Origin of the sequence: Lacrimispora sp. (genome assembly GCF_031982545.1) — a bacterium.
In the GTDB taxonomy this organism is placed as follows: Bacteria; Bacillota; Clostridia; order Lachnospirales; family Lachnospiraceae; genus Lacrimispora.
In genome coordinates this window covers 189,725-202,290 of the sequence record NZ_DALYXB010000004.1, presented here as the reverse complement: position 1 = coordinate 202,290, position 12,566 = coordinate 189,725, and the positions used below count along the sequence as shown (strand labels likewise).

Here is a 12,566-nt window from a genome sequence, read left to right as displayed (position 1 = left end):
GCCTCCATATAAATGTAAAGTTATGATAATTATAAATCAATTGATATTTGATTATAGTATAAATGGAATATATACTTATTACAAGAATTACATATCAAACTATTGTAAAAAGTGAGGGCATCCTATGGAATACAGGTTAACTGATAAAGAGGAAGAGTATCGTGTGGAAAAAGACATCATTGGTGAACTGAAGGTTTTAAAAAGTGCCTACTATGGAAGCCAATCTTTAAGAGCGAAAGAAAATTTTAATATTACAGGACTTAACATGCATCCAGAGATTATTAAAAATGTAGCTTACATTAAAAAAGCTGCTGCAATAACCAATTTTGAAGCGGGTCTTCTGAATGAAGCAATCTCTCTGGCAATTGTACAGGCATGCGATGAATTACTGAAAGGAAGGTTTCTGGAATATTTCATAGTAGATCCTATACAGGGCGGAGCAGGGACTTCCCTGAATATGAATGCCAATGAAGTCATTGCAAACAGAGCCATAGAGATCCTGGGGGGACAAAAAGGGGACTATAGCCTGGTTAATCCCAATGATCATGTAAACTGCGGACAGTCCACCAATGATGTAATTCCTACAGCAGGCAAAATGACATGTTATGTTCTTTTAAAGAAAGCAATTATACAGCTGGAACGTCTTAAACTGGCATTTGAGGAAAAATCAAAGGAATTTGATCATGTGATTAAAATGGGAAGAACCCAGTTACAGGATGCAGTACCCATTCGTCTGGGACAGGAATTCCAGGCCTATGCAACGGCTGTCAAAAGGGATATGATCCGTATTGAGAAAGTATTTGAAGAAATAAGGTATGTCAATTTAGGCGGAACCGCCATAGGAACCGGAATTAACGCGGATGAATATTACATGAAGCGGATTGTGCCAAAATTAAAAGAAATATCCGGCATAGATATGATACAGGCATCCGACCTCTTCGATGCAACACAAAGCCTGGATTCCTTTGTAGCAGTATCCGGGGCGGTTAAGGCTTGTGCAGTTACTCTCTCTAAGATAGCCAGTGATTTACGGTTAATGTCTTCAGGACCAAGAACGGGATTTGGAGAAATCAACCTTCCAGCAAGACAGAACGGCTCTTCCATTATGCCTGGAAAAGTAAATCCGGTAATTCCCGAGGTAGTCAATCAGGTGGCGTTTCATATCATTGGAAATGATCTGACCATAACATTAGCCGCTGAAGCGGGACAGCTGGAGTTAAACGCCTTTGAACCCATTGTGTTTTATTCTCTGTTTCAATCCCTTGATACGTTGACATATGCGGTAGAGACATTTGTTGATCACTGTATCACCGGCATTACTGCAAATGAGGACAGATGCCGTCAATTAGTAGAAAACAGTGTGGGAGTTATTACTGCTTTATGTCCTCACATCGGTTACAGAGATTCTGCGGAAATTGCGAAAGAGGCCATTCGGACAGGAAGTCCAGTGAGGGAGCTTATTATAAAAAAAGGATTGCTGTCTCCGGCTGATGTAAATATAGTTCTGAATCCCATGAATATGACACGACCGGGAATTGCAAAAAAGAGTTGTTAATTTATATGCCATTGCAAAGACAAAACATGCAGTGGCTTTTTTTACGTAAAAAGTTTAAAATGTAAACATATATTTAAAATAACTATAAATATATAGACATAAAACAAGAAAGGTGTTATTATATCGAATATATCAGATAGAAGGGAGATGATACTATTTTTTGGGACGCATCAAAGGATGAACTAAAAAGCGGGTATATCAAAGAGGGGGAAACATATACCTGTGTTGTCTGCGGGGAAAGCTATCTGGAAGGACGGATCTATGAAAAGGATGGGCTTTTCTATGACGCAGAAAAATCAATGAAAGAGCATATAAAAGAAAAACATGGTTCCATGTTATCCTATGTCCTGAATATGAGCTATGGGAATACTGGAATTACCCAGGCACAGCAGAAGGTGCTGCAGCTCATAGCACAGGGGATGTCAGATAAGGAGGTAGCTTCTGTACTGGGCGTTGCTGATTCAACCATTCGAAACCACAAGTATAAATTAAGGGAAAAGGAAAAGCAGGCCAAGGTTTTTCTGGCTATGATGGAACTGCTGTCTGAGCAGACGCAAAAGGAGATCAGCCGGCTGGAAGGAAGTGTTCTGCACGATGCACATAACTCTGCCACCATGGTGGATGACCGCTATAATATAACAATGAAAGAGGCTGAGAGTATCAGAAAAACCTATTTTAATGATAAAGGCGGTTTAACGAGCATACCTGCAAGGGAGAAGAAAAAGCTGGTTGTGTTAAGCGAAATTGTAAAGAATTTCGTTCCAGGTAAGCAATATGAGGAGAAGGAGTTAAACCGTATCTTAAAAAGAATTTATGATGATAATGCCGCCATTCGAAGAGCACTTATTGAATACGGATTTATGGACCGGACAAACGACGGTACTTTCTATTGGGTGAAAGAATAAGGTTAAGCTGAGGAGGTTTGGAATGAAGGAGAAGATTCGAAGTGCGGTTCTTCAGCTGGGGGCGGATGTATGTGGATTTGCAAGTGCAAAAGAGTTTGATGAAGCGCCTGACGGCTTTCAGCCTGAAAGTATTTTTAAACGCTGTAAAAGTGTTGTTGTATTTGGAATAGCGTTACCACGAGGTTTATATGAGGTTGATCCCCGTATTGTCTATTCCCATTATAATAGTCTTGCCTGTCCTCAAGTAGACCGTATCGCTCTACAGGCGGCAAGGCTGATAGAAGACAGGTTTGAAGCCAGCGCAGTTCCTCTGCCATGTGATTCCCCCTATGAATACTGGGATGAAGAGAAGATGGAGGGGCGGGGGCTTATATCCATGAAGCATGCTGCATGTCTTGCGGGCCTTGGTACATTAGGTAAGAGTACACTGCTATTGAATAAAGACTATGGGAACCGTCTGGTCGTGGGCTGCGTTCTCTCTGATCTGGATATTGAGCCAGATGAACCGGCAGTTTCTATCTGTCCCGACAATTGCCGGCTGTGTATTGAAAATTGCCCTCAGGGGGCTATTAAGTCAGGGTTTGTGGAGCAGAAGCCATGCCGGTTATTTAGCTATGGTAAGACAAAGCGGGGTTTTGAAACAGTGGAATGTAATCGATGCAGAACTGTCTGCCCCATGGGTTTCGGAATCAGAAAAGGGAAGGAAAAAGTATGAAAAAAATAGACTGTCTGGGCGAGATCTGCCCGGTACCAGTAATGAAACTTCGGGCAGTTATGGATTCCATACAAAAAGGCGAAGACTATCTGCTGGTTACAGATCACAGCTGCACCATTTCCAATCTGGAGTCTTTTTGCAAAGCCAATAAATTAAGTTACCAGTTGGATGAGGTAATGAATGGCGTATGGGAGATTACCATAACAGCTGGCAGATAGTGTCCGGGAAATAAGTCCGTTAACAAGTTTATTAGCAGATCGTATCCTTTAATATTTTTTCAATATATTTTATGAGCTTTGCCGATTCAGGAGAAGCAGGAACATCACCAGAACGTTTGATGGAGTAGTAATCATTCTCAAACTCCAGTCCGGGACATTCTATGATGTGAAGCTGCTTATGGTAAAGCTCTTTTTTTATTGCCATATAGGGCAGAAAAGCCAATCCGAAGCCGTTAATTGCCGACAGCTTAATGGATTCTGTGGATTCCAGTGTGTAGGGAATATGAAGTCTTCCGATCTGAATTCCGTTTTTAACCAACGATTTGTCCAGGAGCTGCCTGGTTTTCTGATTCTTTACAAGCATCAGGAGAGGATAATGATAAAGTTCCTCAGAGGACAGCCGATCCGGAACCTGCATCTTTTCTCCAGCAACCAGACAGAACCGGTCTGTAAATACCTTTTTGGAGGAAAGATTTTTATCCTTTGGTTTGCCGATAATAATCCCCATATCAGCCTGACCTTTTGTTATTTTTTCTTCAATGTTCTGGCTGGACATGACTTCCATCTGAAGGGTATATTGGGGATAATTGTTCTTTACATGATAAAGGGTGCAGGGCAGAGCATAGGAATAGACACAGGGGTTGGCCATAATATGTATGGTTTTATTCTGGTTTTGAGAGTTGGAGATATCAAGAAACATTCGGTCATAAGAAGATGTAATTTCCGTGGCATAATGGGATACGATTTTACCTGTATCCGTAGGTACAACCCCGTTATAATTGCGCTCAAAAAGCCGGGCTCCAATTTCTAACTCCATGGTACGAAGCTGCTGGCTTAGTGCAGACTGGCTGATGTTCATTAATTCTGCAGCCTTTGAGATGCTTCCTGTTTCCACTATTTTAATAAACATCTTCAGATTTAGAACGTTCATAAGAATCCCCCTTCTTAAAACTGTCAACTGTTAAAATTCTGTACGTTTCCCCTTGGGCAATTATAACAAATATACGGCATTATGACTAGTGGCAAGATTTGTTTGGGTATAAGTAAATCTTATACCATATAAAAATCTTGATTAACAGCTTTTTATTTATTATGATATAATTTAACAGTAAAGATCGTTATATAATTATCAATGTAGAAGGGAGGATTCAAGTGTCAGAGACTAATTCAAGTACCGAAACAGGTACACAAAGAGTGCGTAAGCCAAGAAAGCCCAAAAAGAGTCAGATTCCATTTGCGCTGTTGCTTACTGCACTGATTATCGCTTTTGGATTCTATTTGGGGCAGGGGAGTAATAAGCTTCCGGTTTACTGGATTTTCGGTATCGCATTTGGCTATATTCTGCAGCGTTCCAGATTCTGTTTTACAGCAGCGTTCCGTGATCCCTGCATAACAGGGAGCACATCAGTAACAAGAGCTGTCTTAGTGGCAGCCGCTGTATCCAGTGTGGGATTTGTAGCAATTAAGTATGCCAGCGCTATGGGTGGCGGAGATACCAATTTAAACATGGCGGGGGTATCCCCCATCGGGCTGCCGTTAATGATCGGAGCCGTTTTATTTGGAATCGGTATGGTAATTGCAGGAGGCTGTGCTTCCGGAACATTAATGCGTGTAGGAGAGGGCTTCCTGATGCAGATGCTGTCACTGGTGTTTTTTATTGCAGGTTCCGTCTGGGGTGCTCATGACATGGGATTCTGGGGCAAATTAAATACCAATGCTCCGAAGATATTTTTACCTGACGTGTTCGGCTGGTTTGGAGCAATTGTGGTTCAGGGTCTGATTATCGTATTGCTCTACATAGCTGCTGTAAAATGGCAGCAGAAGAAAATGGGAAGTATTGAATAAATTTTATTATTAAAGGAGATAAAAAAATGGCTGAATTTACACTGGATTGTTTAGGCGAGGCTTGTCCTGTACCGTTAATGAAAACAGAAAAAAAGATGAGTGAGTTATCTGTAGGAGATGTGCTGGTTGTTTCCATCGACCACAGTTGTGCAATGAAGAATGTACCTGAATGGGCAAGAAAACAGGGACACAATGTTGAAATTGAAGAAGTAGATGACGGTGAATGGGAAATCGTTATTGAGAAAGCAAAATAATAACCGCTTTGAAAGTAGGTGAATGAATTGAAAGAGTTTTTTATTAAACTGGGTGATCATCCGATTTACAAAAAACTGTTAAAGGAACCTTTAACCTATGTGGCGGGAGCTGTTCTGCTTTCCGTTTTCCAGATTGCTCATTTCACAGTATTTCAAAAAGGCTGGGGAGTAACAAGTACATTTGCTGTCTGGGGAACCTGGGTTTATAACGCACTGGGCGGAGATGCAGGCGGCTGGGCCTATTATGCATCAGAAAAGATGCAGCAGGAGCTTCATACCAGCTTTCTGGCAGATGGCGGTTCCATCCGAAATCTTGGCATCATCTTCGGAGCATTGGCGGCGACCTTATTTGCATCACAGTTTAAAATAAAGAAGATTAAAACCCTGCGCCAGGTAGTGGCAGCTATTCTGGGGGGTCTGCTTATGGGATACGGAGCAAGGCTTGCAAACGGCTGTAATATCGGGGCGTTGTTTACTGCTATTGCATCCTTCTCCTTATCCGGCTGGGTATTTGGAGCGTTCCTTCTGGTGGGAGCATTTATCGGAAGCAAATTACTGGCAAAATATTTTATGTAATGGATGGAGCAATCAGAAATGATTGCTCCAATCCTTTAGAAAGGATCTTATTACCATGGAAAAGAAGACATTACAGTATGATGTAGTCATCATTGGTGGCGGTGCAGCTGGTTTAACTGCAGGTATTTATTGCGGCAGGGCAAAATTAAAGACACTGATTATTGAAAAAACTCTGGTCGGAGGACTGGCAACGTATACCAATGAGATTGAAAATTATCCCGGTTTCCCGGAAGGAGCCACCGGTCTGGGGCTGATGGATCTGTTTCATAAGCAGGCTAAAAAATTCGGAGTGGACTTTAAATTAACCGATGTAAGAAGCGTATCTCTTGAGGGAGATATAAAAAAAGTGGAAACCTTCCGCAATATTTTTGAGGCAAAGGCAGTGGTTATTGCAAGCGGCGGGAAGCCCCGTCTGACCGGAGCAAAGAATGAGGAACTTTATCTTTATGATAAAGGTATCTCTTTCTGTGCTACCTGCGATGCAGCAGCCAATACAGGAAAAACCGTTATGGTAATCGGCAGCGGAGATGCAGCCATTGAAGAGGGAATGTTCTTGACCAAATTTGCGGATAAGGTGATTGTTTCCGTCATGCATGAGAACGGGAAGATGGACTGTAATGAAATTGCAAAAGCTCAGGCACTTGCCAATCCCAAAATGAAATTTATGTGGAATACGGTTGTGGACAGCTTTGAGGGAGATGAGAGACTTGGCACGGTTGTCTTAAAAAATGTAAAGACGGAAGAGAAGATTCCGGTTACCGTTGACAGCTGCTTTTTATTTATTGGCTATCTGCCTAATACCGAGATATTTAAGGGAATGCTGGATATGAACCGCGGTGGTTATTTAATTACCAATGAGCGGATGGAAACCAATATACCCGGAGTTTTTGCAGTAGGTGATGTTCGGGATAAATTCTTAAAGCAGGTTGCAACTGCAGTGGGAGACGGAGCTGTAGCAGGCTATGGTGCTGAAAAATATCTTTCTGAGTGTGAGATATTTGAGCAGCAGATTATGAATGAAGGAAAGCCTTCCCTGGTCTATATCTATAATGCAGTTGATGCAGATTCCAGGGAACTTTTATCTGTATTCAAAGAATTTGAGCAGAGCCACAGCAATATACGGGTATCCTGTATTGATATCTATAAATCTGACGGACTTGCAAAACGCCTTGGTGTTTCAAATGGTCCCTGCGCAGTCTGGATTAAGGACTGTAAGATACAGGAGAAGATTGACCGCGAAATTACAAAGGAACAGATTGAGAGTATTTGTAAATAGGTTAATAAATTCATAAGTATGATCCCCGGTCGGGTGCCATCTGGTGCCTGTCAGGGGATTTTCTGTTTTATCCGACGGTATATGTGAGTTAGTCACGGATAATAATAAAATAGGTTTTATAATAAAAATAAGCTTAATAAATAACTGGAACTACCAGAGGAGATAATAATATGTTTGAATTTTTAAAAAGAAGTACAGGAAAAGTAATTCATGTCAATGATTTGGACCCGCTTATTGGCAGTATTGAGTTAATCGATATCCGGGAACCCTTTGAATTTAAAAGCGGAACCATGAGAACAGCAAAAAATATCCCTATGGGCAATTTAATAAATGACCCGGAAAAATATTTAATAAAGGACAAAACCTACTATATTATGTGCCAGTCCGGTGCAAGAAGCAAACGTACCTGCAGTTCTCTTTTGAAAAAGGGCTTTGATGTAGTAAATGTGGCGGGCGGAATGGGCTCCTACGTCGGTACAAAAAGAAAATAAAAATGTCAGCTTCCGGTTTCATTTTCAGGGCATCTGAAATGGAACCGGATTTTTTTGCATGTCTTAAGAAAAATCCCATCTGTTAATCCCTTTGAAAGCATCATATAATGAAAATAAGTTTCATAGTTTTCTCCTCATATTGAAACTATAATACAAACCCGCTAGAATGAGATTCAATACAACTGCAAAGCGCATGGAATCCCTTCAGGCTTTTTAGAAAGGAACAGAGAATGAAAGGTCTGCTTGTAGGAATTGATGACTATGTTCAAAATGCCGGAGAGGCAGAAAAACAACTGATAAGCCGGCTTCAGAGAAATCCGGAATCTGTATTAAGGAAGACCATTAAGGAGATTGCAAAAGAAACCTATACTTCCCCTGCAACCATTGTCCGGCTGTGTAAAAAGCTGGGCTGCAAAGGTTATAAGGATTTTCAGAGTACTCTGGCCTACGAGGTGGCTTTATTTCGGGAAAGCCGGGACATCGCATTTCAGAAGATTACCCAGAAGGACACGGTGGAAGACATAATCTACAAGGTAACAAAGAAAAACATCGAATCACTGGAAACCACAAGAAAGCTTCTGGAACCGAAGACGATCACTTCCTGTGTGAAACTTCTGGAAACCAGCAGAACCGTTTCCCTGTTTGGACTTGGCACCTCTCTTCTGGTGGCAAGGGATTTATATCTTAAGCTTTTAAGGGCAGATGTGATCTGCAATTTATGTGATGACTGGCATGCCCAGTTTTTAACAGCAAGAAATTTACGAGCCGGAGATGTGGCGATTGTCATCAGCTATTCCGGTCTGACAGAAGAGATGCTTCAGTGCGCCAAAGAAGCAAAGGCAAACGGTGCAAAGGTAATTGCCATTACAAGGGCTGTAGAGTCAAAGCTTGCGGCAGAAGCAGATTACGTTTTGCCTGTAGCTGCGACGGAGCTCATTCACAGAAGCGGAGCCATGTCTTCCAGAATTTCACAGTTAAATGTAGTGGATGTGCTGTTTACTGCTTACGTAAATCGGAATTACGAGTTCTGCATGAACCAGTTTGGCAGAACCCATATACAGAAGGACGGAGGAACATAAAAGATGATTGATTTATCAAAACTGACAACGGAGTCAAGAAATCCGGATACCATGGGGTTAGACGAGATGACTCCCACTGAAATTGCCCGGATTATGAACCAGGAGGATGGTGCTGTTATTAAGGCAATCGGGGAAGTAATCCCCCAGATCGCACAGGCGATTGAATGGGCGGCGGAAAGCCTGAAATCAGGAGGCAGAATCATCTATGTGGGAGCGGGAACATCAGGCCGCCTGGGAGTACTTGATGCAGTGGAATGTCCTCCTACCTTCGGTGTGCCGCCACAGATGGTTGTGGGTCTGATTGCAGGAGGTGAAAAGGCATTTGTGGAGGCAGTGGAAGGCGCAGAAGACAGTGAAACCCTGTGCAAAGAGGAATTAAAATCCATCTGGCTGTCAAAAGAAGATATCGTAATAGGTCTTGCTGCATCCGGCAGAACGCCTTATGTGATTCATGGACTCCGGTATGCACGTTCCATTGGCTGTAAAACCGTAGCCATTTCATGCAACAGGAATTCTGACATTGGAAAGGAAGCAATGTTAGCCATTGAACCGGTCACCGGACCGGAGGTACTTACCGGCTCCACCAGACTGAAGGCAGGTACTGCTCAGAAGATGGTTTTAAATATGATATCAACCGGAAGTATGATCGGAATCGGAAAGGTCTATCAGAATTTAATGGTGGATGTCAGACAGAGCAATGAAAAGCTGGTAGTGAGATCACAAAATATCGTGATGACAGCAACCGGGTGCGAGAGAGCGGAAGCAAAAGAGGTACTGGAACAGGCAGACGGTCATGTGAAAACAGCAGTGATTATGATTTTGTCTGATTGTGGTGCCAGCGAAGCGAGAGAAAAGCTGTTAAAAGCAGGCGGGAATGTCCGTCAGGCTTTGAAATAGAATAAGAAAGGGGGCTTTGGTTTACCAGCTAAGCCGGAACTATAAAATTATCATTAAAGGAGGAGAACAATGGATTACAAGCAAGTCAGTGAAGAACTGTTATCACTGTTGGGAGGAAAAACCAACATTACATCCAATGCTGCATGTATGACAAGGCTTCGCATCGGGGTGAAAGATTTATCAAAAGTGGACTTAGAGCAGTTAAAGAAGGTGGAAGGAGTCCTTGGCGTAGTAGAAAGCAATACCCTTCAGATCGTATTTGGTCCTGGCAAGGTAAACAAAGTGTTAGAAGAATTTTATAAACTTACAGGACTTCCCAAAGGTCAGGCAGATGACGGGGAAAATAGTGCAGATATTAATACAGTTACAAGAGAAAACAAAGAACTGCAAAAGGCAAAATACGACAAGCCAGTCCAGAGATTCTTAAAGAAAATTGCCAATATTTTCGTAGCACTCCTACCGGGAATTATCGCAGCCGGTTTAATTAACGGTATCTGCAATGTTATTAATGTTTCTACACACGGAGCACTGGCAGGAGTCTGGTGGTTCGCATGCATCAGAACCATGGGCTGGGCCTTGTTTGCCTACCTTCCCATTCTGGTAGGTTACAATGCAGCAAGAGAGTTCGGAGGCTCTGGGGCACTGGGCGCCATTGCAGGAGCTATGTCCATAGCCAACGCAGGCATGCCGCTTCTTGCAACCATTAATGAAAAGCAGATTCTTCTGCCGATTACCAACGCCCCGTTTAACCCCGCTTCCGGAGGTCTTTTAGCAGCGTTAATTGCAGGTATGTTTTTTGCAGTACTGGAGAAACAGATCAGAAAGCACATGCCGGATTTAATCGATACCTTTATCAGCCCCCTTCTGGTGCTGCTCATTGGTGGAATTGTTGCATTGTTAGTCATTCAGCCTCTGGGAGCCGGACTGACCAAGGTGATCTTTGCAGTATTAAGCTTTGCATATGAGAAAATGGGCGTAGTCGGCGGTTATATTCTGTCAGCGGGCTTTCTGCCTCTGGTAGCAGTTGGACTGCATCAGGCACTGACGCCAATTCATGCCATGTTAAATGACCCGGCTGGTGCTACAGGCGGCATCAATTATCTGCTCCCAATCTTAATGATGGCAGGCGGCGGCCAGGTGGGAGCCGGCATTGCTCTTTATGTGAAAACAAAAAATAAGAAATTAAAAAGATACATAAGAGACTCCATACCAGTAGGAATTCTTGGAATCGGAGAACCGATGATGTACGCAGTTACCCTGCCTCTTGGCAGATCATTCTTAACGGCCTGTATCGGCAGCGGCTTCGGAGGAGCGCTGGCAGCACTTCTTCATCTGGGAACTGTTTCCCAGGGTGTTTCCGGACTGTTCGGGCTTCTGATTGTAAAACCGGGTCAGCAGCTATCTTTCATACTGGCTATGCTGGTAGCCTACGCAGGCGGATTTTTAGTAACTTACTTCTTTGGCGTAGATGAAAACAGAATCAATGAGGTATACGGAGAAGAATAATGAAAACTGGAATTTCCATCTACTTCTCCAGTGGAATGGAGAAGAATGAAGCACTGATTAAGAAAGCGGTAATAAACGGAGTCACCTATGCATTTACCTCTCTCCACATACCGGAAGAGACAGGGGTGGATTACAGTAAGGACATCAGGCAGCTTTTAGACTGCTGCAGGAAAGAAAAATTAAACCTGATCGCAGATGTGGGACCGGAGACCTATGAAAAGCTTGGCGTTGCCAGCATGGAAGAGTTAAAATCTCTGGGAATTACCCATGTAAGGCTGGATTATGGCTTTTCCCCCAGGGAAGTGGTTGAGATCTCCCAACATTTTTTTGTGGTTTTCAATGCTTCCACCATTATGGAAGAGGAGCTTTTGGAATGGAAACAGTATGGGGCGGATTTTACTAAATTTGCAGCCTGTCATAACTTTTATCCCAAGCAGTTCACCGCTTTATCCTTAAAACAGGTGAGAGAAATCAACAACCGGTTAAAGTATCTGGGATTTACAACCATGGCATTTGTTCCGGGGAATCTGACACTCAGGGGTCCGCTTTTTGAAGGCTTACCGACCGTGGAAGACCACAGGAGCCGTATGGATGAGGTAGCTTTGAACATGTTGGAGCTTTCCATGGAGGGCGGCTGTGATGTAGTACTGGTCGGTGATGTGGACATCAGTGACAAGGATTGGGATGAGGTGAAATGCATCAGCCAGGGTTATGTGGAGCTGAGGGCTGACTTATTACCAGGCTATGAATTTGTAAGAGACCAGATTCATCATGACAGGCCCGATTCCAGCGAATATCTGTTCCGTTCCCAGGAATCCAGATTGTATAAACAGAAGATTGAGGCGGAAGAAAATACCTCAAATATAATGGTTTTAGAAAGCGGAATGTCTTACAGAAAAGCAGGGAGCATCTGCATATCCAATAAAAATTACTTAAGGTATATGGGAGAACTTGAAATTGCCCGAGTGGATCTTCCGATGGATGAACGTCTGAATGTAATTGGGCAGATTAAGGAAAAAGATCTGAAATTTCTTCCTTACGTTCAGAAAGGTTTTGGAGTGAAGCTGATAATGGGTTGAGAAAGTTCAAAAAATTAGACCGGAGAAAAAGGCGTTGTATGTCTTTTCTCCGGTACTTTTTTTGAATTCAATTGATCTGCGTCTGGTCAACTATATTTTTATTTTCTTAACTGAGCAATACTACATACCAAACTTATAGGTATGGTTATACGGAGATCATTTATAAAATC

Annotated in this window: 14 protein-coding genes; 13 read left to right on the top strand and 1 reads right to left on the bottom strand. The window is 42.6% G+C overall.

The genetic code is table 11. The annotated features are described in order from the left end of the window. Positions 1–124 precede the first annotated feature (124 nt). The 4 genes from ABS301_RS08585 (at position 125) to ABS301_RS08570 (ending at position 3,393) form a co-directional block, all read left to right on the top strand. Positions 125–1,555, top strand: a complete 1,431-nt coding sequence (locus ABS301_RS08585; RefSeq protein WP_349671827.1) for an aspartate ammonia-lyase — start codon at positions 125–127, stop codon at positions 1,553–1,555. Between the two features lie 299 nt (positions 1,556–1,854). Continuing rightward, positions 1,855–2,460, top strand: a complete 606-nt coding sequence (locus ABS301_RS08580; RefSeq protein WP_349671826.1) for a DUF2087 domain-containing protein — start codon at positions 1,855–1,857, stop codon at positions 2,458–2,460. A 22-nt stretch (positions 2,461–2,482) separates the two neighbouring features. After that, positions 2,483–3,175: an epoxyqueuosine reductase gene (locus ABS301_RS08575; RefSeq protein ID WP_349671825.1), complete on the top strand. Its 693-nt coding sequence runs from the start codon at positions 2,483–2,485 to the stop codon at positions 3,173–3,175. After that, entirely contained in the window at positions 3,172–3,393 is a 222-nt protein-coding gene (locus ABS301_RS08570) for a sulfurtransferase TusA family protein (protein WP_349671824.1), read from the top strand. Before ABS301_RS08575 ends, ABS301_RS08570 begins: the two co-directional genes overlap by 4 nt. 31 nt (positions 3,394–3,424) lie before the next feature. Here the strand turns inward: ABS301_RS08570 and ABS301_RS08565 are convergent, their stop codons facing one another. Next, on the bottom strand, positions 3,425–4,324 hold the full coding sequence (locus ABS301_RS08565; RefSeq protein ID WP_349671823.1) for a LysR family transcriptional regulator: 900 nt from the start codon (positions 4,322–4,324) through the stop codon (positions 3,425–3,427). 221 nt (positions 4,325–4,545) lie between these two features. Here ABS301_RS08565 and ABS301_RS08560 point away from each other — a divergent pair, with 221 nt between their 5' ends. The 9 genes from ABS301_RS08560 to ABS301_RS08520 all read left to right on the top strand — a co-directional run bounded on the left by ABS301_RS08560 (position 4,546) and on the right by ABS301_RS08520 (position 12,396). Next, positions 4,546–5,238 carry a YeeE/YedE thiosulfate transporter family protein gene (locus tag ABS301_RS08560; RefSeq protein WP_349671822.1) on the top strand — a complete coding sequence of 231 codons (693 nt, stop codon included), beginning with the start codon at positions 4,546–4,548 and terminating at the stop codon, positions 5,236–5,238. A 26-nt stretch (positions 5,239–5,264) separates the two neighbouring features. Beyond that, positions 5,265–5,492: a sulfurtransferase TusA family protein gene (locus tag ABS301_RS08555; RefSeq protein ID WP_104434092.1), complete on the top strand. Its 228-nt coding sequence runs from the start codon at positions 5,265–5,267 to the stop codon at positions 5,490–5,492. A 27-nt stretch (positions 5,493–5,519) separates the two neighbouring features. Continuing rightward, a complete protein-coding gene (locus ABS301_RS08550) occupies positions 5,520–6,068 on the top strand; it encodes a YeeE/YedE thiosulfate transporter family protein (RefSeq protein ID WP_349671821.1) in 549 nt (182 codons plus the stop codon). Positions 6,069–6,123: 55 nt separating this feature from the next. Beyond that, positions 6,124–7,344 carry an FAD-dependent oxidoreductase gene (locus tag ABS301_RS08545; RefSeq protein WP_349671820.1) on the top strand — a complete coding sequence of 407 codons (1,221 nt, stop codon included), beginning with the start codon at positions 6,124–6,126 and terminating at the stop codon, positions 7,342–7,344. Positions 7,345–7,514: 170 nt separating this feature from the next. Next, on the top strand, positions 7,515–7,835 hold the full coding sequence (locus ABS301_RS08540; protein ID WP_349671819.1) for a rhodanese-like domain-containing protein: 321 nt from the start codon (positions 7,515–7,517) through the stop codon (positions 7,833–7,835). Between the two features lie 230 nt (positions 7,836–8,065). Continuing rightward, positions 8,066–8,914 carry a MurR/RpiR family transcriptional regulator gene (locus ABS301_RS08535; protein WP_349671818.1) on the top strand — a complete coding sequence of 283 codons (849 nt, stop codon included), beginning with the start codon at positions 8,066–8,068 and terminating at the stop codon, positions 8,912–8,914. A gap of 3 nt (positions 8,915–8,917) precedes the next feature. Further along, positions 8,918–9,811: an N-acetylmuramic acid 6-phosphate etherase gene (gene murQ, locus ABS301_RS08530; protein ID WP_349671817.1), complete on the top strand. Its 894-nt coding sequence runs from the start codon at positions 8,918–8,920 to the stop codon at positions 9,809–9,811. Between the two features lie 69 nt (positions 9,812–9,880). After that, complete coding sequence (locus ABS301_RS08525) at positions 9,881–11,317, top strand: PTS transporter subunit EIIC (protein WP_349671816.1); 1,437 nt, start codon at positions 9,881–9,883, stop codon at positions 11,315–11,317. Continuing rightward, positions 11,317–12,396 carry a MupG family TIM beta-alpha barrel fold protein gene (locus ABS301_RS08520; protein ID WP_349671815.1) on the top strand — a complete coding sequence of 360 codons (1,080 nt, stop codon included), beginning with the start codon at positions 11,317–11,319 and terminating at the stop codon, positions 12,394–12,396. Before ABS301_RS08525 ends, ABS301_RS08520 begins: the two co-directional genes overlap by 1 nt. Positions 12,397–12,566: the final 170 nt, after the last annotated feature.